This is a genomic window from Paenibacillus sp. JT22N1, assembly GCF_059692155.1.
Genome location: NZ_JCAUAW010000020.1, coordinates 57,548 through 81,220, shown reverse-complemented (window position 1 = coordinate 81,220; position 23,673 = coordinate 57,548). Strand labels below are relative to the sequence as shown.

Here is a 23,673-nt window from a genome sequence, read left to right as displayed (position 1 = left end):
GAACCGAGCTTTGATGAGGGATGATAATCGAGCAATATCCAGAAGAAATGTGGGCATTTTTGCGCACGTGGATGCGGGTAAGACGACGACGACAGAGCATATTCTTTATCATAGTGGGCGAATTCGTGCGCTTGGTAGTGTAGATAACGGGACTGCACAGACCGATTCTATGGATGTGGAAAGAGAGCGGGGGATTTCGGTTCGCAGCGCGACGACCTCCTTTTCATGGAAGGATACGTTGATTAATCTTGTAGATACGCCAGGGCACGTCGATTTCTTGTCGGAAGTGGAGCGTTCACTTCGGGTAATGGACGGGGCTATTCTTATTGTTTCAGCGGTAGAAGGCGTGCAGTCACAGACGGAAATGATCTGGCACACGCTGAAATCCCTCAAGATACCAACCTTGCTATATATGAATAAAATGGACCGCATTGGTGCGGATCCCGAGCGGGTGCTGCGCGACATTCACAAGCAGCTCACGGAGATGGCGGTGCCGATCTATGCACCGCTTGGTCAAGAGGACTCGTTCCGCGGTGCGGCGAACGTGTTGGGTGCGGCGGATGCGGACGCCGCGGATGGGGTACGCGGATTCGACTTGGCATCCGCGGTGGAGAAGTTATCGGAGCTCGACGAGCGGATGCTCACGAGCTACATCGAAGGTGCGCCCGTCGAGGCGAGCGAGGTGAAGGTAACCCTGCAGCGGTATGCGCGGCAGGGGGAGGCTTTTCCTTTGCTGGTGGGCGCCTCCAGCAAGGGGCTCGGTATCAAGGAGCTGATGGAAGCGATCCTTGATTATTTGCCTGGGCCGAGTGGCTCTGCGGAGCAGCCGCTTTCGGCCGTGGTGTTCAAGGTCGAGCGGGACAAGACCATGGGGAGAATGGCGTACGTCCGCCTCTACGAGGGGACGATCCGCAACCGGGACACCGTCGTTAATGTCACGCAGGGCGTGGAGGAGAAGGTGACCCAGATTCGCAAAATCGACGGCCGCAAAGCCGAAGATATCGGGTTTGTCACGGCCGGCGACATTGCGGCTGTCTGCGGTTTGACGCAGGTACGGATCGGCGATGTGCTGGGCCGGGCAGATAGCGTGCCGCCTGCGCCTCAGATGGCGGTTCCACTCCTGACTGTGCAGGTTCATGCCGAGAGTGAGGCGCAGTATCCGGCGCTCGTCGCAGCGCTGCAGGAGCTGACGGACGAGGATCCGCTGCTCGATCTGCAGTGGCTGCAGGAGGAGCGCGAGCTGCATGTGAAAGTTATGGGCGCGATTCAGCTCGAGATTCTCACGAGTCTCTTGAGCTCGCGCTTTGGACTCCAAGTAAGGTTCGACCAACCTTCCGTGATCTACAAAGAAACGCCTTCGCAAGTGGGCGAAGGCTTCATTGCCTATACGATGCCCAAGCCGTGCTGGGCGATCTTACGTTTTCGCATCGAGCCAGGGGCGCCGGGCAGCGGGCTCGTGTATGAGTCATTGGTACGCGGCGAGCATCTGCTCGTGCAGTACCAGAACGAGGTGGAGCGCCGCGTGCCGGAGGCGCTCCAGCAAGGGCTGCTCGGTTGGGAAGTCACCGACTTGAGGGTGACGCTAGTTGAGGGCGAGCACCACGTATGGCACACTCACCCGCTCGACTTCGCTGTCGCTACGCCGATGGGCATCATGCAAGGCCTTGCGCAGACGGGTACGACGCTGCTCGAACCGATGCTTCAGGTTCGTATCACCGTGCCTGAAGAGTTCGGCGGCAAGGTGCTTAGTGACCTTGTGCAGATGAGAGCGGCTTTTGATCCGCCGCAAATTACCGGAGGCAGATTCGTAGTCGAGGGTCGTCTGCCCGTGGCTACGTCACTGGAATATCCAGTGAAGCTGAGTGCAATGTCAGGCGGACGAGGTGTGATAACCTCATCATTCGCAGGCTATCAGCCAAGTCCACCGGACGTTCATGCGGAGCGTAAGCGGCGTGGAGTCAATCCGCTGGATCAGTCGAAGTATATTTTAGCTGTGCGTAAGGCATTGTCGAGCTAAGTTAGCTGGATGATCATTGTCATTGACATGAGGAACTTGCCTCAGTACAATGAAGGTAAGTTAATAACATGTGACGGAGCACAGGAGACTCACTTGGATTGCCCATTGAATATCATTGGCAATACTTGGTGAGTTTTTTTGCTGTCATTTCCGTTCATTTCCGTTCATTCAGGGATAGGCACAGATGTTCATTTTATAGAAACGGGGGCGATGGTTATGTCTTTACAAGAGCAGTGTATTTTACCAGCCATTCGCAAAATGAGAGACCTAGAGAAGCTATTTAAGTCTAATTATACGTATATTGTTCTGTTGGATTGTCATATTGGGCAGTTGAAAAGCATCGTAGATCTGGGCAAAGCAAACGGAAAGAAGCTGCTGCTGCACGCTGATTTAATAGAAGGGCTCAAAAACGACGATTATGCAGCGGAATTTCTGTGTCAGAGTATTCGTCCTGCCGGCATCATTTCGACGCGGGGGAATGTGATTATGAAGACGAAACAGAATGGCTTGATCGCCATTCAGCGGCTTTTTCTCCTAGATAGCAGTGCCTTGGATAAAAGCTACACGCTTTTGGAGAGGACGAAACCAGATTTCATTGAGGTGCTTCCCGGTATTATTCCGCACATTATCACGGAAGTGAAGGAGCGATCGGGTATTCCTATTTTTGCAGGAGGACTCATTCGTACAGTGGAGGATGTGGAGCTTGCCCTAGGAGCTGGAGCAACGGCTGTCACTACATCGAATACGGAGCTGTGGCAGCATTATCATCAATGATCCTGAACATTTGGAGGTAAGGCAATGGCAATTACGGGGACAAAACCTTCTTATATCCTTTCCCTTGATCAGGGAACAACAAGCTCTAGAGCTATTTTATTTAATCAAAAAGGGAGTATCGTGCACGTAGCCCAGAAGGAATTTAAGCAGTATTTTCCGAAGCCGGGTTGGGTGGAGCATGATGCGAACGAGATTTGGCTGTCGATTCAGGGCGTCATTGCTGCGGTTCTATCGGAGTCCGGGGGGCAGCCTGCGGAGATCGCGGGAATTGGCATCACAAACCAACGGGAAACAGCGGTTGTCTGGGATCGGCACACAGGGATGCCTGTGTATCATGCGATTGTGTGGCAGTCGAGGCAGACGGCAGATATTTGTGAAGCGCTGAAAGCGAAGGGGCTAAGTGACCTTTTTCGGAAGCGTACGGGGCTGCTGATTGATGCGTATTTTTCGGGGACCAAAATCAAGTGGATTCTCGATCACGTTGACGGTGCCAGAGAGAAAGCGGAACGTGGGGATTTGCTTTTTGGCACGATGGATACGTGGTTGATCTGGAAGCTGACAGGCGGGAAAGCGCATGTGACGGATTATTCGAACGCTTCGCGCACGCTCATCTATAACATTCACGAGTTGAAGTGGGATGAAGAGCTGTTGGGGCATTTGGACATACCAGCTTCCATGCTGCCGGAAGTTCGCTCCTCTTCTGAGGTGTATGGTTATACGCAGGAAAGCTTCTTTTTCGGTTCGGCGATTCCAATTGCGGGTGCTGCAGGGGATCAGCAGGCGGCTTTGTTCGGGCAAGCTTGTTTTGAAAAAGGGATGGCCAAAAATACGTATGGCACCGGATGTTTTATGTTGATGAATACGGGCAATCACGCGATTCCATCGCGCAGCGGGCTTTTGACCACCATTGCTTGGGGGTTGAACGGGAAAGTGGAGTACGCACTGGAAGGCAGTATTTTCGTGGCGGGATCGGCGATTCAGTGGCTGCGGGACGGGCTGCGGATGATTAAATCGGCGAAGGATAGTGAAGAGTATGCGAAACGCGTTGCTTCAACGGATGGTGTGTATGTGGTACCAGCGTTTGTCGGACTAGGTACGCCATATTGGGACAGCGACGTTCGGGGCGCGGTATTCGGGCTCACTAGGGGGACATCGAAGGAGCATTTCATTCGGGCAACGCTCGAATCACTCGCTTATCAGACAAAGGATGTGCTGCAAGCGATGGAGGATGATTCCGGCATTCAGCTCACGAAGCTGCGGGTTGATGGTGGTGCTGTGAAGAACGACTTCCTTATGCAGTTCCAAAGCGACATGCTGGGTGTCACGGTGGAACGTCCGATGATTAGTGAGACAACAGCGCTTGGCGCGGCTTTTCTGGCGGGTCTGGCTGTAGGTTTTTGGAAGGATCAAGCGGAGATTGCGGCTCAGTGGCAGGTGGATGAGGCTTTTGAACGGGAAATGGAAGCTGAGCTTCAAGAGAGTCTGTATGACGGTTGGAAAAAAGCAGTAAATGCAGCAATGGCTTTCAAATAAGCGTGTGCAATGATATACTTATAACAAGTTAATATTCGGTTGGAGACTAGGAGAAGCCACAGCGGCCTATACGTGTAAACGTGTTAGGTATGTTGTGGTTTTTTTATTTTATATCCGCGAGGGAGAGATTGAGATGACGAAGGAACTTAAGCAAACCAATAAAATAGGGCAAGAACAGGGGTTCAATGCGCTGAAAAGAACAGAAATGCTGCAGGCTATGTCAGAGCAAAAGCTTGATCTGATCGTAATTGGTGGGGGGATTACAGGAGCAGGCATTGCTTTGGATGCACAAAGCAGAGGGCTTCGCACCGCGTTGATTGATATGCAGGACTTCGCTGCGGGGACGTCGAGCCGTTCGACTAAGCTGGTTCACGGCGGGCTGCGCTATCTCAAACAGCTGGATGTGAAGGTTGTTGCTGAGGTCGGTAAAGAGCGTGCGATTGTGTATGAAAATGGGCCGCATGTGACGACGCCGGAGTGGATGCTGCTGCCTTTCTATAAAGGGGGCACGTTCGGGAAGCTGTCCACCTCGCTGGGTCTGCGGGTTTATGATTTCTTGGCAGGTGTCAAAAGATCAGAGCGCCGCAAGATGTTTCGCCCAGAGGAAACCCTCGCTCATGAGCCTCTTTTGAAGAAGAAGGATCTTAAAGGTGGCGGCTACTATGTGGAATATCGCACTGATGATGCGCGTTTAACCATTGAGGTCATGAAAAAGGCTGTTGAGCTAGGGGCTCTGGCGGTGAATTATGCTAAGGTTGAAGAACTGCTGGTGGAGAATGGCAAGCTGGTGGGTGTACGTGTGGTGGACCAGATTGCTGGCGAAAAGAAGTCATACTCGCTGTACGCAAGTAAGATTGTTAATGCGGCCGGGCCGTGGGTCGATACGCTGCGCGAGATGGACCGCTCCAAGCATGGCAAGACGCTGCACCTGACCAAAGGGGTGCATCTGGTCTTCGATCAGAGCAAGTTCCCGCTGCGGCAGGCGATTTATTTTGATACGCCGGACGGGCGGATGGTGTTTGCCATTCCGCGGGAAGGCAAAACCTACATCGGGACGACGGACACGAATTACAAAGGGGATATCGCGAATCCCCGTATTACAGAAGCGGATCGCGCTTATGTGCTGCGTGCCGCGAACGAGATGTTTCCGTCCCTCGGGTTGACGGAAGCGGACGTCGAATCGAGCTGGACCGGGCTGCGCCCTCTGATCCATCAAGAGGGCAAAGATCCTTCTGAGATTTCGCGCCGCGACGAAATCTTCGTGTCGAACTCCGGCCTCATCTCGATGGCCGGGGGCAAGCTGACCGGCTACCGCAAAATGGCGGAGTCGGTCGTGGACAAGATCGCCGCCATGCTGCTGGCGGAGGGCGAGGTCTCGGCGGCGCTGCCGGCGAGCCGCACCCGGACGCTGCCGATCTCCGGCGGCGATGTGGGCGGCTCCGCGAAGCTGGCGCCGTTCTTGCGGGGCAAGGTCAGCCAAGGCCTGCGGCTTAGGCTGACCGAGGCAGAGGCTGCTCTGCTCGCGCGCAGATACGGCTCCAACGTGGACGCCGTATTCGAGCTGCTGGAGCAGCACCGGGCTGAGGCAGCGCAGCGGGGCATGCCCGCCGACGTGCTCGCTGCGCTCGTGTACGCGATCGAGCGCGAGATGGTCGTGAAGCCGGCGGATTTCTTCATCCGCCGCACGGGCGCCCTCTTCTTCGACATCGCGTGGGCAAAGCAGTGGAAGGCGCCTGCGATCGCCTTCATGGCTGAGCGCTTCGACTGGGACGAAGCGCAAACCGCAGCCTACACCGCTGAGCTGGAGCAGTTGCTCCATGAAGCGGTGAACCCGCTGGAGGCGTAAAGCTCCAGCGGCACCAAGTATTCCAGCTGTTCAGATATTCCAGCTTTCCAGCTATTCAGCTTTTCAGCTATTCCAGGTATTCCAGCTTTTCAGCTTTTCAGCTTTTCAGCTTTTCCAGCCGTTCAGCTTTTCAGCCATTTTGCGCCACTACTACTTTTCCCGCCAATAATTCATTGTTCTATGGGTCGGCCAAAGCCCACCAATGGGCACGGGCAAGTAATGCTGTATTTTGCACAACATTTTGGAGCAATATTGGCCGAATTAGGTGTATTGTTGCAAAAAATACAACAATTTTTCCGTTTTCCGGGAGAAATGTGCGTTCTCAGCTGAAACTGTTGTACGAAATACAACATTGTAGACTAAGTTAGGGAGAAAGAGTGTGTAATGTTGCATAAAATACAACTCGGACGACGGTTAGCCAGTGAGCGCAGCAAACAAACAGTAGATTTTGCATAAATAAGCATCCCCAGGCGAAATCATTCATGTGTCAATTTAGTGTTTTTAACTTAAAAATAAGCAACCAGAACCTCCATGTGCTATTATGCCTAAGAGGTTCTTTTTTTCTTTGATTCGAATTTATAAGTTTGCAACTTCGCTTGCTTCGCATCAGCTTTGACAAACGAGCTCGTCCTTTTGGACAGCGTCAGCCTTATCCTTCGTAAATTCGTTAATTCGAAAGTTTATCCTTATCTTCAACTAATTGTTAAGCGAGTAGGTGTACATACATATGGGAATAACAGAACTCTTGTCCTACCTCACGGAAGAAAATTTGGCGATGATCCTGGACAAGTATCGATCACTCGGCCCCTTGCCCGGTCTTCTTCTACCTTTCATGAAATCATTCATTCCGCCGCTTCCTACACTTGTCATTATTAGTGTAAATGCAGCTGTATATGGGCTATGGCTCGGTTTTCTTTACTCTTGGATAGGTATTGTGTGTGGGTGCTTGGTGACTTTTGCAATCGTCAAAAAAGTAGCCGGCCATCCTTATCTAGAGCGCTGGGCTCAAAAGCCCAAGGTCCAAAAAAGTCTCCTTTGGGCGCGCCGTCAGGCCTTCAACTATGTGTTTATACTCAGTCTTTTTCCGGTAGGACCTTTCGTTGTGATTAATATGGCTGCTGGGCTGGTCGGCATGAGGTTTCGTTCTTTTTTGGTTGCAGTTGCGGCGGGAAAAGCGGTCATGGTGCTGTCGGTTAGCTTCATCGGGCACGATCCTAAGCGATTCATTGAGAATCCATATGAGTTGATCTATGTGGCCTTATTTATTGTGATCTCACTTATGATTAGCAAAAAAATAGAGAAGCGTTTCATGTAGTGTAGGTGTACGCGTACGTGTCGTCTGAAATCTCCGTGTATGTGTTAGCAGTTTTAAGAAGAAAGCATCTCAAGAAATTTAGCAGCCGCCACAGACGAAGTTATATCTCGACGGGTGGTGATTCCGATGCTGCGGGCAGGAATGGCTTTGTCAGGCTTCAGCTCATGCAGTACCCCTTCATCCAATTCTTTGACGACATAAGACCGAGGGACGAAAGCAACGCCGAAGCCGAGTTTTGCAAATTCGATAAGCAGATCAATACTGCCGAGCTCAATATCGGCTTCGATTGTGACATCCTGGGCAGCAAACCATTGCTCAATGAAGCGCCTTGTGCTGCTACCGGGAGATAGAAGCAGTAAGGGGAATTGGCTGATATCCTGCGCGGAAAGTGAGTAGTCATCTCGATCACGGTAGGCTTCACCGCCTACGAAGCAGTCTTGGAGGGTCATAATCGCTTGGACATCGAGATGAGGATCATCGGCAATTGGCAAATGAATAAGTCCGAAATCGATGCTGCCCTCTTTGACTCGAGAAGTAATCTCGGATGTTTTGCCGTGTGAAAGCCGGATGCGGACGTCGGGATATTGTGTATGATAGGTATCCAAATAAGGGAATAAGAAGTGCTTGAATAACGAATCACTCGCTCCGACACGAAGTTCGCCTCCTGTGAGGTGCTTGAGTGCGGACATTTTTTTCTCCCCAGCCTCCAAAAGCGCAAAAGATTGCTCCACATAAAGCAGTAATTGCTTCCCCTCAGTTGTTAGCTCCACACCCTTGGACTGTCGATGAAAAAGCTTCATGGATAAGGCTTGCTCCATTTGTTTAATCGCATAGCTGACGGATGGTTGGGTAATGTAAAGCTCCCCAGCTGCTTTGGTTAGATTACCCGCTTTGGCGGCATGTAGGAATATTCGGTACCATTCTAAATGGATCATGAGATAGAGCTCCTTTATGGGAAGGTGCTTATTTGGTGATTTCATCTATGTCTATATCTCCCATTATAATTGGCTTACACGATACGCACAATTGGAGAGGGTGGATGAGATGCAGGATTCAATCAAGCACGAGCCAGACCGGAGAGCTAGATCTCCATGGTCACAACATCTGGAGGGACAGGAGGTACGGCTGTCGCCGCTTCATGGAGCGGTAGATGCGACTATCACGATACCGGGCAGCAAAAGCTTCACTAATCGCGCACTCCTTATTGCTGCACTTGCGAAGGGGACTACAAGGCTGCAGGGTATTTTACAAAGTGATGATTCCTATTGGTGTATGAATGCTCTCAGAGAGCTAGGAATTGAAATTGAGATGGATGGGAATACAGTTACAATCCAAGGAAACGAAGGACAATGGTCAGTCGCGAAAGCAGATTTGTACGTGGGAGCCGCTGGTACGGTTGCACGCTTTTTACCCGGGGCACTTGCAGTTGGTCATGGTGAGTGGACACTTGATGGCAGTAAGCGTATGGCTGAAAGGCCTCTTGCACCTTTGTTGGATGCGTTATCCAGTTTGGGGGCGAATATCCGATATAAGGGCAATCCTGGATGTGTACCGCTGACGCTTCATGCTGACAGTCTTAACGGAGGAGAAGTAACGGTATCCGGAGCGGTTTCCAGTCAGTTTATTAGTGGCTTGCTGCTCGCAGCTCCTTATGCAAAAGATACTCTTACTATTCGGATTGCTGATCAAATTGTGCAGCGGGACTACGTCGAGATGACATTGGATATGATGTGGGCGTTCGGTGTGAGGCCTGAGGTTCATGAGGATGGGCAAGCGATTACGATTCGGCCGAGCGCTTATGAAGCGCGTACATTCATGCTGGAACCTGATGTATCAACTTGCAGTTATTTCTGGGCACTTGCAGCTCTGACGAATGGACGTGTCCGTATTGAGGGTATTTCCGCACAGACACGACAACCGGATATAGAGCTATTGTCTGTTTTGGAGAAAATGGGCTGTTCGGTGACGCATGGTGAACATTACATTGAAGTTCGGGGTACAAAGCGTCTTAAAGGCGGCTTCACGGTGAGTATGCAGCGTTGGTCGGACCAGACGCTTACACTAGCTGCGCTGGCCCCCTTCGCGGATGGTCCCATTACACTGACGGATGCTGCACATATCAGGCATCATGAGTGCGACCGCATTGCGGCGATGTGTGAGGAACTTGGGAAGCTTGGGATTCAGGTGGAGGAACATGAGGATGGGTTAACGGTGTATCCAGGGCAGCCGCAACCAGCGCTGCTAGACCCCCACGACGACCATCGAATGGCGATGGCGCTTTCACTGATCGGCGCAAGGGTAGATGGCGTTAGAATTGCTGATCCGGGTTGTGTTTCGAAGACATGCCCAGACTTCTTTGATCGTTGGCGAGAGTTGGGTGTAGGGGTGGAGGTTACTTAAGAAAGATCACTCCATACCTGAATATGCAGCTTCGGATACAAAACGGCAAAGTCCTCGGCTTGCTTCTCAAGCATGCTTAGCTCAAACGATTTGTTAAAAATATCGCGATCTGGCAGGAAGGTAACACTCGTTCCGGTTTCCTTGGTCACGCCTACGGTTTGGAGCTCGCTTTGCGGAATTCCATGCTTATAATGCTGTTGGAACACTCGACCGTCACGCCTGATCTCAACGGAAAGCTTGAGTGACAGTGCGTTGACGACGGGCATGCTGATACCTTTTTCACTGCCTGGTGCTAGGAAGTTAGCACTAGCGTTAAGACGGCTCATGTCTGTAAGAACAGTTTGAACACGTGGGTGTTCACTGCCTGGAAGTGCTTGAATGGGGATGCCACGGCCATTATCTGCAACTGTGATGCTGCCATCCGCATGCAGAAAGAGGCTAACCTCACTGCAGGTGCCATGTAGATGCTCCAGAATGCAGTTCTCGACAACTGCCCACAGCAGTAAGTGTGGATCATATACTTCTTGTGCTCCGCCCAAATAAGCATGCGCATTCGTTCTAGCCTCTGTCATAGCTAAATAGTCACTAGTGTCCATGAGATCGGAAGCCGCCGCCAGCAGCAATAAAAGTGGAAGTGCACGGGGGCCTGGAATGATATACTTGCCGCCTCTCTCTTCTTGAACGAGAAGGTCTGCTCCTACTAATGCCTTGATGTGATGGTAGAGTTGTCCCGTTGTCCCCATATTTAGTCGTTCTACCAGATCAGGTCCGGTAAGAGGTTCTTGCAAGACTGATCTTAAAATATCAAGTCGCTGCTTATGAGCAAGAGCACCCAAGATTTTGGCTGCTTTATCGCCGTCCAGTTGGATTAACTGACGGACATGCTTTTCTTGAGGCTCCCACCGGAAGCTAGCCTGATCTCCCTGATATTGCCCGGAGTAAAAGACACTCCCCAGCTCAGCTGCTAAATTCTTTTGCTCAGTAAACACTTTGTTATTCTCATCTTGGTTAGGAATCAATTGTCTGACAAGCTGCTGAAGATTATTCATTTGTGCCTGTAACGCATCTAGCTCGGTGCCATAATCCCGTGTTGTGGTCAAAAGGATCACCTCATCTAAATTATTTATTTACGTAATTACGTAAATAAATAATAACATAAATTATGGTAATCGTATAGGGCTGTTACTCCTTAATCGCCCCAATCATAACGCCTTTGACGAAATACTTTTGCAGGAATGGATATAGGCAAATAATGGGTAACGTCGAGATAATAATCGTCGCATATTTAATCGTTTCACCAATTGCGTATTTGTCATCGTTGGCTGCACCCGTCATCATCGAATCGGTATTGTTTGCAATTAAAATTTCACGGAGTACGAGCTGGAGTGGGTAGTCTTCACGGCTCCGCAAATAGACTAGCGCGCTGAAGTAGGAATTCCAATGTCCTACCGCGTACCACAAAATCATGACAGCAATAACAGGCATCGAAAGCGGGATTATAATGAGGAACAAAATCTTCCAATCGCTAGCGCCGTCCATTCTTGCGGATTCTTCCAAACTAACTGGAATGCCTTGAAAAGAGGTGCGCATGATGATCATATTGAACGTATTTATCGCACCGGGAATGAGAAGTGCCCACATCGTGTTCATCATCCCGAGATCGTTCACAAGCAGGTAAGTCGGAATCAAGCCACCGTGAAATACCATGGTTATGACGATGAAAAACATGATGATATTTTTGAAATATAAATTAGGTCTGGACAATACGTATGCGCCGATCGCTGTCATGACGAGATTAATTGCGGTACCAAGCACCACATAGAGCAACGTATTCTGGTACCCTTTGACAATCATTGGGTTATCGAACACTGCTTTGTAAGCGCCGAGATCGAAGCCAGCCGGGCTGAACATCAGTCCGCGATGCTGTAGGAAAGACGTTGCATTGCTAAACGAAGCAAACAGAACGTATAAGAATGGGTACAAAGTAACTATGCAAAGGCCGATCATAAGGAGTGCATTCAAATATCCAAACGATCGTTCACCTGTTGTTGGTTTCATCAACGAATCTCCCTTCTGACTACCAAAGTTTGTTCTCGGTGAGCCGCTTGCTGATGCTGTTGGCGGACACAATCAGAATGAAGCTTACAATGGAGTTAAAAAGCCCCACCGCTGCCGTAAAGCTGTAGCTTGCCTCCAGAACCCCTTTACGATAGACGTAGGTCGAAATGACATCCCCTGTCTCGTAAGTGAGCGGATTGTACAGAAGGAGTACTTTTTCACTGCCAACGGACAGCATGTTTCCCATATTCAAAATGAACAAAATAACAATCGTGGGCATAATACCGGGAATTGTGATGTGCAGCGTCTGCTTCCAACGGTTCGCGCCATCCATGCGGGCGGCCTCATACAGGGTCGGGTCGATGGTGGCCATCGCCGCCAAATAGATAATGGAGCCCCAACCGATTCCTTGCCAAATACCGGATGAAACAAACAGGAAACGGAACCAGCTCGCTTCTTTCAAAAAGTCGATCGGTTCGATTCCGAAGGTGGCGATGATTTGGTTAATGAGACCAGTACGGCCTAAAAAGTCGACCATCATCCCAGCCACGACGACGATTGAAATGAAGTGGGGCAAATACGAGATTGTCTGCACAACACGTTTGAACATGCTATTGCGAATCTCATTGAGCAGCAACGCTAATACAATAGCCGCCGGAAAGCCAAATAACAGCTCGTATACGTTAATTAAAATGGTGTTCTTAATTAATCGCCAGAAATAAATACCGTTAAAAAAGCTTTCAAAATGCCTGAAGCCGACCCATGGACTTCCCCAGATTCCTTTTACTGTTGAAAAGTCTTTGAATGCGATTTGTAAACCGTACATCGGCCCGTAATGAAACAGGAGGTAATAAGCGATAACAGGAAGGGCCATCACATAAATGGCCCAATGCCGCTTAAGATCTGAGCGAATGACCTGAAGTAATGTCGGATCGCGATAAATCTTGGTTGCTGTGCCTGCCTGTACGTTTCCAGAGCTTTGCGCCATCGTTTCTCCCTGCCTTTCTGCATGGTTTCGATATAAAAGCTGGGAGATGAATCCGATCATCTCCCAGTCCGATCTTTCGATTCATTTAACTGCGTTTATTAAATCGTTCGAGCGCCGCTTGCTGAATTTTGGTGGCGTCTTCGATGCCCATGCTTTGAATCTTCTTAACGTATTTGTCGAAGTTCTCGATCGGCTCCACGCCCATAATGAACTTGAGCAGCATTTCGTCACGATACGTCTCGACATCTGTCATGACGGAAGCATACTTGCTACTTTCATCTTTCGTCGGCGTCACGAGCGGCATTTTGCGTTCAGCCGTCGGCTTCGACCAGATGGCAAGCGCATCTTTCTGCTGCGGGAGCGCGAGATACTGCAATTGAAAATTATCGCTAAGCACGAACGGTGCGCTCCACGTCGAACGGTTATGCTTCGAAAACGATTGCGCAAGGCTGACTCCGCTCGGCGGGTTGAGTACTTCCGGGAGGAATACGGCTTTGCCGTTCTCCATTTTGTAGCTGACGCCTTCTTTGCCATAGTTAAAGAGCAGATCGCCTTTTTCACCGTAAGCATAATCAAGCCATTTGACAGTTTCAATCGGATTTTTGTTGCTCGTCGTGATAGCAGCGCCAATACCGTTGGTTACGAAATCTTTCTGGCCCCAAATTGGTTTATCTCCCTCTTTTAATAGCGGATAAGGAGCGGCGACTAACTTGAAATTCGGGTCTTTGTCCTTCATCAGGTTGGCGTATTTGCCGATGCCCCCGCCGTTATAGAACACGGATGCTCCCAATAGGTTCGTCGTCATTTTATTGTCGTACAATTTATCGTTCGGGGCTGCGAAGTCTTTGTCAAGCAGACCCTCCTTGTACCATTTGTTCATCGTTGCAAGGAAATCTTTGAACTCCGGCTGGATAGGACCGTACTTCACTTTGCCGCTGTCTTGGTAGAAACTGTAATTGATACCCCATGCGCCGAGGAACGGAGCGTCGGTAGCGAATAACGCTTTATCGAGGTAAATCGGGATTTCGTCCGCTTTGCCGTTGCCGTTCGGATCTTTCTCTTTAAACGCCTTCAACACGTTGTACCATTCGTCGATCGTTGTTGGCATTTTCAAACCTAGTTTTTCCAGCCAATCCTGACGTACACCTGGGCCGAAGAACACTCTGACCTTGTCACCGCCTCGCAGGAACGGGAACGAGTAGACACTGCCATCGTCCGTCATGATTTGCTTTTTCCAGTCCGGATGATCCGTCAACAGTTTTTTTAGGTTCGGCGCGTATTTGTCGATCAAATCGTTCAGCTTAATAATTTTGTTGTCTTGAATCGCTTTCTCTGGTCCACCTGGATACCCCGTCCAGCTGGTTTCAATAACGTCCGGCAGTTGGTTGGAGGCGAGCATTAGATTGAACTGTTCTTTTGCCTGTTGGGCATCAGTCGGAGGATGCTGGAATTCAACCTTCACGCCGGATACTTTTTCTAGTTCCTTATATAATTCCATTTCTGCGTATGTCTTCATCTGTGAAGCGGCTGAGGGCTGGTTAGTTACCCAGTACGTCAGATTGGTCAGCTTCGGCGGTTGCGATTCTTTGCCAGGCTGCGGTGACGACGACTTGTCGCCTCCGCCATTACTGCTGCATGCGGCAACTGAAGCTGCGAGCAAAGAAATCAGCATGACGGAACTTATATGTTTCATTTTTTTCTTCAATGAAAACGCCTCCCTTTTCATAATGAGTGAATGCATTTGCTTGTGAAACGGGATCGTTGTTGTCCCGTCTTCTAGTTCCGAGTGTAGCTTCTGCCCGCGAGAAGGGATACTTTCTTCTTTTCATTTGCGTTGTATTTTCGTAAGAAATGCGGGCTAGTAGAAAACAAATCAGTGAGATATTAAAAAACGTCAGTGTACAACTTATTGCTCCGTTTCCTTCAAGGAGCACTGATATCCTGCCTAAATGCCACATTCAGCTTATCAAAATAAGGGCAGCCCCTTAGAGGCTGCCCTTTATGCGTCGGATCCGGTTTTGTCCGGCCTCATCGCCTCGCGGTATTTTCCAGGTGGAATACCTTCCTGCTTTTTGAAAGCACGAATGAACACAACGTCGTTATTATAACCGACCATTTGCGCAATTTGTGCGTTCGTCAGCTCCTTTTTGTCCATCAACACCTTCGCTTTTTCAATCCGTTTGCGTGTGACGTAATCTAACAGGTTTTGCCCCTGATTTTTTTTGAAGAAGGTGGAAATATATGGTGGCGTCATCTTGAGATGGTCGGCGACAAGCGCCAGCCCCAAGTTCTGATCATCGAGATTTTGATCCACGAAATGGACGATCTCCTGCAGTAATTGCGTGCTGTGATCGGACCGTTCGACTTTAAACAAGCGGGTGAGCGTTGCGTACAATTCCTTCGTTTTCTGGTACATACCATCCGCCGTCGGATAGCTGAAAACCGCTTTGATCGGATCGAAATTCGCACCAAGCACTTCTTCCGGGTTCGTATTTGTGGCGTTCACAATTTTCAAAAATGTGCTCATTACATTGAAGAACAAGCACTTACCAAGTTCCGGCGTGATGTGGCTAGAATCGAAATTCATTGAATATATCGTAGAGAGCAGCTTTTCCACATTATCGGAATCGCCACTCCGAACGAAATTGATAAGCTGTATTTCGATTTCAAGCGGGTAATAATAGTGCTGTGTGGCATCTATGATATCTTGGAAGTGGATGACTGCGTTTTTCCCTTTAATGAGTCTATATTCAAGTGCTGAAAGTGCTTCCGGGTATGAGTCACGAATCGCCTTTGGCCCCTGATGGATCTCTCCAACGGCTACAGTAATGTTGATTTTGAATCTTTGTGAGATCATGCTGTTAAGCGATTCTGCGAATTCTCGTATATCGACAGCAGCTCGTTCCCCTCGCCGTTCCTCCAGGTTGATGAGAAATGCAAGACGATCACGATCGAGCTCAACCGAATATCCATTATGGTTCAGTTGAATGAGATCGACACCTATATTCGATACGATAAACCTTGCATGTGCCCAGCCCTGTTCGGATTGTTCTTCGCTGAAATCATCGATGTCCTCGATCTTGACAAGGAGTATGGCAAAACGATCGCTTACGAACGATAGATCCATGAACCGAAGTGTTTCTTCGTTTTCTGAGAAAACGTCCACGTCCATATAACCGCGTATGAGGCGGGATAAATAGTTGGTTCGAATTAACGGGATTTGTTGGGCTAGCATGTTGCGCAAGTTTTTTTCTTCATGAATCGAGCCTTCGAACGTCTGTTGGATAAACTCGTATTCGTTGGAGGCGGGGCGCCCGATCATGTCTTTCCCGCGCATAATCGCGTTCACTGTCTTCTGAAGCGGCTTGTAATTGCGGTATACCCCGGCGTAGACGGCTAGCAGCCCAATGATCAAGCATATAACGAAAAGCCCTAATGACCACGTTTGAATTTGATTGACCTGCTGCATAAACACGTTATTCGGCGTTACCGACACATACTTCCAGCCCGCCTTTTGCGAGGAAGTAACCGATACCATTTGATTGACGCCAGCGATCCGGTAATCGAATGGACTGCTATTGGTTTCAATGCGATTGAGAAGGTCGGGCGAAAACGGTATATCGCTCGTGCTCATAATTGTTTTTCCTGTATGGTCAATGATATAAATCGCGCTATCGCTAGCTGTTTCCAACTGCTTTAACATTTGTTTGATTTGGTCGACATCGATCAGAACGATAAAATTACCAAGAATATCGGATTGCGAACGAAGGGGAAGCGATTGTTCATAGACGACGACCTCCTTCGGAACGTATTCGGTGTTAGTGGATATTTCGTTCCCGCGAGAGAGGGAGGCCGCTGGCAAGTAAGACATGCTGTGCGCGCTTGTCAAAATCTCCTTGTGCCACTGCTCATACGTCATGTCCTTAAAAGTATAGTAGGTGGAATAGTACGTACGAGAATCGGTCAATAAATCTGCTTTGACGATTGTATCGCTGCTGGCAAAATAAACGTAATAGTCAAAAATGAAACTGCTAACCATACTGCGGTACCTGCTTAATTGGTTGCGCATGAATTCCACGAAACGGTATTTATCGGCGCTATCCGCATCTTTAGGAATTTTCAACATATAATCCAATTTCGGATCGAGCGCGACCTGGCGCATTAAATTATCTACTTCCGATAATTTATAGTCCAGCGACAGCTTCAGTTGCTCTAGCATCGCCGTATTGGAACGGTTGGCGTTTGTTTCCAGACTCTGCTCCACTTTGGCATACAAAAAGAGTCCCATTGCAAGCGGAATCAACAGGATGAATAAATTAGAGGCGATCATCGTCGTCAGCGCACTTTTGCGACTGCCAATTTGAAACCAAAACTGCGGCATTTTCAATAAGGTCACCTCATTCCTCAAATTGCTTGTTTGAGTCGAACACCTTTACCCAAACGTTATCCTGATAAAAAAAGAATGGCTCCAAACAATTCCATAACAATGTTAGTTATATTTTAGCTGTAATTCCAAATATATTAAAGCGCTTTCTTAAATGACAGATCCAACGCTTTCTCATCTAAAATCAAAAAGACGAACGGACGCTATCAGAACAGCGTTTGCTCGTCTTTTTGATTGGTGTCTAAATTGGTATCCGTATAAACACGTATATGATCTTGATCATCTATGGTAGCTAGTTCAACATCCTTCATATCGAGATGTTTTGCCTGAATCTGAGCTTCCAGCCATGCGTGGTCTTTTCCCAGCTGAGCAAGCATTTTATCTTCGCTGGAACCTTCAACAATAATCGGCTTCACGAGAGAGAACGACGATGTTGGTATGTTCATATCTTTAGCGGTGACAGGTTGATACTGAGGCTCAAGGAACATGGAAATGATTCCTCCTGGCTCCCACAGCGCAAGTGCGACTTTGGCTATATCCTCAATTTGCTGCTTGCGTAGTTCAGAGAATAGGTGATCAACGGAAATTTTGGCTTTGCGCAGATTTTTCATTTGAATCTGTCCATTATTAATTAACCTAAGAGGAGGCGGGTCTAAATAATGCATAAGGAATTTCCACTTTAGACTTAGCCAAGAGGTTGTCAAATATAGGACTATGAGTACAATGGTGGTGATCATGGAACCGGTCAACGCCAATTTTTCGTCCGAAAGCGGATGGGCTAGAATATTTCCTAATATGAGAGCAATAATGAAATCCAGAAACCGTAGTTGGGAGATCGAACGTTGTCCCAATGCTTTGCAAGCGATTAGTAAGAAGAGATAGCCTACGACGGCGCGCAGAATCCACTGGATCGTGGTTAGAGATTCTTGGCTATGAAAGAAGTCCAATTCACGTCACACTCCGAAAATGAGGATAAATGCTCGTATAATATTTCCTCGTTTTCCAGTTTTCATCCATGGTGGATGGTGAGAGAGATGGGATTCTTGGGGGATACCTACACCTACTCTTTTGCTAGTGTTAATCCTACTTGGCGTTCGCTCCAAGTCCAAAACTGACGAGCTAGCTCCTCGTCTTGGGCTCTGGTAGAGACAGGCGCGATCTTACGTCTGTAGTAGTATTCGCCGCTGACCGTCCGCACGTCCGGGCTCGTGGCCAAATAAATCGCCGTCTCGGCGCCTTGCGCCGGCGTCAAGAAGAACGGCCGCAGCATCGCATACACGGCCTTGCCGAATCCGGTGTCACGATCGACACCGAGGTTCGTGCCCACGGCCCCGGGATGCAGCGAATTGGCCGTGGCGGAAGTGCCCGCGAGCCGCTTCGCCAGCTCGCGGGTAAACAGGATATTCGCCAGCTTCGACTGGGCGTATCCGCTCCAGACACGATACCCTCGGGTGAGGTGAGGGTTGGTTAGGTCAATGCGCCCGATCTTATGGGCGCCAGAGGAGACGTTCACGATCCGCCCCTGCGGGGAGCGGACGATGGCGTCCAGCAGCAGGTTGGTCAGCAGGAAATGGCCGAGATGGTTGACACCCATCATCGCCTCGAAGCCGTCTGCTGTAGTCTGCCGCTTCACGGTGACGACCCCCGCGTTGTTCACAAGCACATCCAGCACATTGTGCTTGGCTTGGAACTCCGCGGCGAAGGAGCGGATGCTCGCAAGGGAACCGAGGTCGCACAGCATAAGCTCGATGCGCTCCGAGCCGCTTTGCTTTCGCGCCTCGATCAGTGCCTGCTCGCCTCTTTGGCGGCTGCGACACAGCATGATGACGTTGGCGCCTTGGCTGGCTAGCGCCACGGTAGTGGCGAGGCCCATTCCTGAGTTAGCGCCTGTTACGATAACCGTTTGATTTTGCATAGGTTCGCCTCCTTTTTTGGAGATAACTGATATAGCTTTACGCCTTGTATGTTTGATGGGTTATCATTAAATTCCGTTGTAACATATAAAGTGGTATCCGAGAGATAGAAGTTGCAGGAGCCTCTGTTGTAAAGTATACAATGGAAATTACGATTTATTGAGTAAAATTGGAGTTTTAGGAAATTTCATTGTAGAAAATGCAATGGAATCGACTCTTATGCTTCGAAAAGCGCAATTTTATTGGATTTATTCCAATGGAATGGGCATCCAGGCTTCGAATTCACAAATTGGTAGCTGAATATTTCAGATATGATTTTGGGGCTGTCCCCAAAATATATTCCCTAAAAAGCCAAAAAAGAGCACATGGATGTGCTCTTTCATACGTCTACTTAAATCACACCAACGGCTGCATGCCGCGCTCCAACCAATCCTCGCGAGTCGGACCGTAAATGTCCGGAACGCGTAGTCCGGCTTGACGCATCAAGACAATCATTTCACCGCGATGGTGAATTTCATGCGAAATGAGGATGCGCAGTGTTAAGCCATTGAGCCACTGCTCGCCATACATGTCAGTACTTTCAGCAAGCTTAGCATCCGTCCACTGGGACTGGATAGCTTCGGCTAGCCCGACTGAGGAGGAGCGGTAGGTGTCAGCAATGGTCTTGGCGGATGCTGGCGCGAGCTCTTCACCCTCGGGAGCGTCGAATTTGAGACCCGTACGTGAAGTCATTTCGTGTACAGTTGTAGCGATATGCCAACCCAATTGTCCTAGCGAGCGGAAGTCAGGTGCGATTTGCTGTTTAAGTGAAGCGTCTGTCAAAGTGTCCAACACGCGCTGGGTAGCTTTTGCTTCATTGTTCCATTCATTTACAAAATCTTCGATTGTTCTAAACATGGGTGAGCCTCCTTAGAGTTTTTCGCCAGAAAAACTGGCATCGTAAGCATTAACTTGAGTTTTTCGCCAGAAAAACTGGCATCGTAAGCAGTCATCTATTGGTTTCGCCTACTTCATAACCTCATTATAGACAACCACCACTGACAACGTCCTGTCAGTGTTCATTTGCGTATAGTTGAACAATTTTTTCGGCTTTATCTTTGATGATGGCTGCAATATGGGCCGGCTCGAGAATACGCAGGTTAGGACCGTAGCTAAGAAGCATGCCATGAAGCCACGATTCATCCGGTTGAGTGGCGGTAATGATCAAAGTGCCGTCAGCTTGAACGGTAATTTGCTCAGGACGGAAATAATCCTCTACTTGAGCGCGAACGTTCGGCTGCGCATGCAGCACGAGTTTGATGAGCGAGGAGGGGTCTCTTTTGCCCCAGGTATGATCTAGCTGTTCTAAGGTTCCTTCTTTACGTTCAAAGGTTCTCTGAAGCACTTCAATCTCTTTCATACGAGATAATCGGAAGACGCGAAAATCTTGACGCAGCAGGCAGTATCCGTACAAATACCAGCCAAAGCCTTTGACCACAATGCCCATAGGTTCTACTGTTCGCACAGACTGCTCACTTTGGGAAGTAATATATTGAAAGGAAATCAGTTTGGATTCCTTAATTGAAGTGCGCAGAGTGCTCAGCTTCTCTTTGTCCTGATTGCTGCCACGCCAAGGATTCATATCAATAATAAGTTGATTGTTTAGGTTAGCGACGGTGTTCTGTTCCGATTTCGCCACGAGAGCGCCGACTTTATCAAGAAGGTTGCTGATCTCTTGGTCGCCGACAGTAGAACGGATTCCTTTGAGGCCGACAATAATAGATTGGAGCTCATCGAGGGACAGAAATTGGCGATCCAGCCGATATTGGTCCATAATTTCGTAGCCACCGCTCATCCCTGCATATGAAACGACAGGAACGCCAGCTTGGTTAATGGCCTCAACGTCTCGGTAAACCGTACGTAAAGACACTTCAAAACGCTCCGAAAGCTCTTTAGCGCTAATTCTTCTTCGATTTAGAAGCAGCATGGTAATGGCAAGTAGACGATCAATTTTCAAGAATAGCACCTCATCGATTCATATATGTAACTTTAACATTCGATTCCAGAGAAAGAATTCCCTTTGTGGAGTTCCGCATACCCGATGGAAAATTTTGAAATAATAAGCCGAATTCAAATCTCAAAGGGGAGAGACTTTGAGCTACGCTCAAAGATCCCTATATTAGGAGTCGGATGACATGTTTAGAAAATGCGTTAAAATCGCCCTATACACAGCGATAATTAGTTTACTATTGAGCAGCTCATCCTTATGGAGAGGGGGACTCGTGTCTGCTGAAGAGTTACCGCCATCACCGCCGCCGCAAACTGCTCAGCAAGGCGAGCTCATACAAACGCGTGAGATTGATGTCACTGGTGATGGCAAACCAGATACGGTATCCCTGATAGGGATGAAGTCGGATAATAGCAGTCCGTACTATGATAAGCTATTAATTACTGTCGTAGGACCGGCTCAGACCCATGTTGTCATCCCGCTTGAGGGTGGGTATAATCCGCAGATGGATTTCTGTGATTTTATACAGGACAAGCTGCCTCAAATCTATGTATCCGCGGAAACAGGTGGCAGTGGGGGGCTATCCAACTACTATATTTACTCACTGAAAAATAATGTTCCGACTGCTATCCCGCTGCCTAGTCCACTTCATGTAAAGGCCACCTTCAAGAAAAATTATGTGGTAAAAATGAAGATTGAAGAGACAGGGAAGTCCTTCAAAATTGATATTAAAGACCGCAAGGACGATTACGAGAAATTCGGTGTTTACAAAAATGGCATGGTAGTGAAGCCGATTATTGTGGATGTTCATGGTTACGGCGCCCTGAAGCCGATGGATGTAGATCGGGATGGGTACTGTGAGCTGAGGGGTGTTCAGCGAATCACCGGCATTGCGAATGCAGATACACTTGGATACGCCCTCTCCGTTTGGAAATGGAAAAAAGGGAAATGGATTTTGAAAGACTCCTCGATTGTCAAAACGTTGCCTGGCAAGTTACGTCAAGGATAAACGACTCCGTCGTCCTTCTGGGACGAGCGCGTTTGTCAAGGTAGATGCGAAGCAAAAGTATAAAACTTATACTTTCTTATCTACTAAAAAAAGACCGCCATCTCACGGAGAGCAATTATTCCATGATGTGGCGGTCTTACTATTACGTCCTGCTTGCCGTTCTTATGCCCAGTTACCTTTGCGGAACAAAGCTTCACGGCTTCCATCTGCCAGAATGCCATCGATCTCCATATCAGCGGATCCGATCATGAAGTCAACGTGGATTAGGCTTTTATTGTAGCCATTCTGGGCTAATTCCTCGGGGCTCATCGTCGTTCCGCCTTCAATTGTGAACGGATATGAATTACCGAGCGCTACGTGACAGGAAGCATTTTCGTCGAATAAGGTGTTGTAGTAAATAAGCCCTGATTGTGAAATGGGGGAGTCATAAGGCACGAGTGCCACTTCACCCAAGTAACGAGCGCCCTCATCCATGTCCAGCATCTTATTCAGTACTTCTTGACCCACCTCAGCGGTCGCTTCGACAACTCGGCCATTTTCGAATTTCAGGCTGAAGCCATCGATTAGGGAGCCTTGATGACTAAGTGGCAAGGTGCTGCGAACGGTTCCGTTCGTGCCATTTCGTGCAGGCATCGTAAATACTTCTTCCGTTGGGATGTTCGGCACGAAGAAAATGCCTCGCTCCGACTCGCTCCCTGCGGCAACCCATTGATGCTTAGGGGCAAGCTCTATGTATAAATCTGTACCAGGAGCTTTGAAATGAAGCTGCTTGTACTTCTTATTGTTCAGTAAGTTCTGTTTGTCAGTCAGCGTCTCGATATGCTGTTTCCATGCTGCAACCGGATCATCTTTATCCACACGAGTTAGCTTGAAAATCTGCTCCCACAGCTTCTTGATGCGCTCGGCTTCGCTCAAATCCGGGAATACCTTAGCCGACCATTCCGCTGTCGGGAAGGAGACCATCAGCCAGTTCACCTGATTGCTGCGCAAATATTTCAAGAACCCTTCACGCGCTGTAGCCGTAGTTTTGCTGGCGATGGCGATCCGCTCAGGGTCTACATCTTTGAGCAAATCGGAGTTAGGCGCGTAGATTTGGAGGAAGGCTGCACCTTCCTTCGCCATCTCTTCCAGGCCGCTTGCTCGCCACATAGGGTACTCGTGTAGTGTGGATTCTGGGGCGTGCTTGAGGCGCAGCGCCTTCACTTCATCGTCGTCCCAATCGATGACGACATCTTTGGCGCCAGCGTCGTAAGCCTTTTTCGTTAGCTTGCGCACAAAGTCAGCACAGGCGATCGGCGTCATGATGACGACGGTCTGGTCCTTTTGTACGTTTAATCCTACACGAATTGCAAGCTCTGCATATTTATCTAAATAATGTTCGAATGTCTCCATATCGCTGGCTCCTTTATATTTTAGTGAGATATAGTGTATGATAGAAAATAAAACTTT

At 48.9% G+C, this 23,673-nt stretch carries 18 protein-coding genes; 7 read left to right on the top strand and 11 right to left on the bottom strand.

Features of this window, described 5'->3' with window-relative positions; all coding sequences use genetic code 11:
- Positions 1 to 13 precede the first annotated feature (13 nt).
- The 5 genes from AC58UU_RS30875 to AC58UU_RS30855 all read left to right on the top strand — a co-directional run bounded on the left by AC58UU_RS30875 (position 14) and on the right by AC58UU_RS30855 (position 7,485).
- Positions 14 to 2,017: a GTP-binding protein gene (locus tag AC58UU_RS30875; RefSeq protein WP_497321340.1), complete on the top strand. Its 2,004-nt coding sequence runs from the start codon at positions 14 to 16 to the stop codon at positions 2,015 to 2,017.
- A gap of 216 nt (positions 2,018 to 2,233) precedes the next feature.
- Complete coding sequence (locus AC58UU_RS30870) at positions 2,234 to 2,791, top strand: glycerol-3-phosphate responsive antiterminator (protein WP_307437424.1); 558 nt, start codon at positions 2,234 to 2,236, stop codon at positions 2,789 to 2,791.
- A gap of 24 nt (positions 2,792 to 2,815) precedes the next feature.
- Positions 2,816 to 4,324, top strand: a complete 1,509-nt coding sequence (gene glpK / locus AC58UU_RS30865; RefSeq protein ID WP_497321266.1) for a glycerol kinase GlpK — start codon at positions 2,816 to 2,818, stop codon at positions 4,322 to 4,324.
- Between the two features lie 133 nt (positions 4,325 to 4,457).
- On the top strand, positions 4,458 to 6,170 hold the full coding sequence (locus AC58UU_RS30860; protein ID WP_497321264.1) for a glycerol-3-phosphate dehydrogenase/oxidase: 1,713 nt from the start codon (positions 4,458 to 4,460) through the stop codon (positions 6,168 to 6,170).
- A 727-nt stretch (positions 6,171 to 6,897) separates the two neighbouring features.
- Positions 6,898 to 7,485: a TVP38/TMEM64 family protein gene (locus AC58UU_RS30855; RefSeq protein WP_497321262.1), complete on the top strand. Its 588-nt coding sequence runs from the start codon at positions 6,898 to 6,900 to the stop codon at positions 7,483 to 7,485.
- A gap of 53 nt (positions 7,486 to 7,538) precedes the next feature.
- Here the strand turns inward: AC58UU_RS30855 and AC58UU_RS30850 are convergent, their stop codons facing one another.
- Positions 7,539 to 8,420, bottom strand: coding sequence for a LysR family transcriptional regulator (locus AC58UU_RS30850; RefSeq protein WP_497321260.1), 882 nt, complete (start codon positions 8,418 to 8,420; stop codon positions 7,539 to 7,541).
- Positions 8,421 to 8,529: 109 nt separating this feature from the next.
- Here AC58UU_RS30850 and aroA point away from each other — a divergent pair, with 109 nt between their 5' ends.
- Entirely contained in the window at positions 8,530 to 9,885 is a 1,356-nt protein-coding gene (gene aroA, locus AC58UU_RS30845; RefSeq protein WP_497321259.1) for a 3-phosphoshikimate 1-carboxyvinyltransferase, read from the top strand.
- Here the strand turns inward: aroA and AC58UU_RS30840 are convergent.
- From AC58UU_RS30840 to AC58UU_RS30800, 9 genes are all read right to left on the bottom strand, one after another.
- Entirely contained in the window at positions 9,882 to 10,934 is a 1,053-nt protein-coding gene (locus AC58UU_RS30840) for an ATP-binding protein (protein ID WP_497321338.1), read from the bottom strand. The two genes, aroA and AC58UU_RS30840, sit on opposite strands and share 4 nt — an antisense overlap.
- Positions 10,935 to 11,067: 133 nt before the next feature.
- A complete protein-coding gene (locus AC58UU_RS30835) occupies positions 11,068 to 11,943 on the bottom strand; it encodes a carbohydrate ABC transporter permease (protein WP_497321257.1) in 876 nt (291 codons plus the stop codon).
- A gap of 19 nt (positions 11,944 to 11,962) precedes the next feature.
- Positions 11,963 to 12,931 carry an ABC transporter permease gene (locus AC58UU_RS30830; protein WP_497321337.1) on the bottom strand — a complete coding sequence of 323 codons (969 nt, stop codon included), beginning with the start codon at positions 12,929 to 12,931 and terminating at the stop codon, positions 11,963 to 11,965.
- A gap of 85 nt (positions 12,932 to 13,016) precedes the next feature.
- The gene (locus AC58UU_RS30825; protein ID WP_497321256.1) at positions 13,017 to 14,624 is read right to left on the bottom strand and encodes a type 2 periplasmic-binding domain-containing protein; all 1,608 of its coding nucleotides are present in this window, start codon (positions 14,622 to 14,624) and stop codon (positions 13,017 to 13,019) included.
- A 306-nt stretch (positions 14,625 to 14,930) separates the two neighbouring features.
- On the bottom strand, positions 14,931 to 17,327 hold the full coding sequence (locus tag AC58UU_RS30820; protein WP_497321255.1) for a helix-turn-helix domain-containing protein: 2,397 nt from the start codon (positions 17,325 to 17,327) through the stop codon (positions 14,931 to 14,933).
- Between the two features lie 194 nt (positions 17,328 to 17,521).
- The gene (locus tag AC58UU_RS30815; protein ID WP_497321253.1) at positions 17,522 to 18,262 is read right to left on the bottom strand and encodes a DUF421 domain-containing protein; all 741 of its coding nucleotides are present in this window, start codon (positions 18,260 to 18,262) and stop codon (positions 17,522 to 17,524) included.
- Between the two features lie 113 nt (positions 18,263 to 18,375).
- The gene (locus tag AC58UU_RS30810; RefSeq protein WP_497321251.1) at positions 18,376 to 19,230 is read right to left on the bottom strand and encodes an SDR family oxidoreductase; all 855 of its coding nucleotides are present in this window, start codon (positions 19,228 to 19,230) and stop codon (positions 18,376 to 18,378) included.
- 394 nt (positions 19,231 to 19,624) lie between these two features.
- Complete coding sequence (locus tag AC58UU_RS30805) at positions 19,625 to 20,125, bottom strand: DinB family protein (protein WP_497321249.1); 501 nt, start codon at positions 20,123 to 20,125, stop codon at positions 19,625 to 19,627.
- 154 nt (positions 20,126 to 20,279) lie between these two features.
- Positions 20,280 to 21,224 (bottom strand): helix-turn-helix transcriptional regulator, encoded by a 945-nt coding sequence (locus AC58UU_RS30800; protein ID WP_497321248.1) that lies wholly within the window; start codon positions 21,222 to 21,224, stop codon positions 20,280 to 20,282.
- Between the two features lie 178 nt (positions 21,225 to 21,402).
- On the opposite strand from AC58UU_RS30800, the gene AC58UU_RS30795 reads away from it, so the two are divergent.
- Positions 21,403 to 22,224, top strand: a complete 822-nt coding sequence (locus AC58UU_RS30795) for a YybI family spore inner coat protein (protein ID WP_497321247.1) — start codon at positions 21,403 to 21,405, stop codon at positions 22,222 to 22,224.
- Positions 22,225 to 22,386: 162 nt separating this feature from the next.
- On the opposite strand, the gene AC58UU_RS30790 is transcribed toward AC58UU_RS30795, so the two are convergent.
- Positions 22,387 to 23,616 (bottom strand): aminopeptidase, encoded by a 1,230-nt coding sequence (locus AC58UU_RS30790; protein ID WP_497321245.1) that lies wholly within the window; start codon positions 23,614 to 23,616, stop codon positions 22,387 to 22,389.
- Between the last annotated feature and the right edge of the window lie 57 nt (positions 23,617 to 23,673).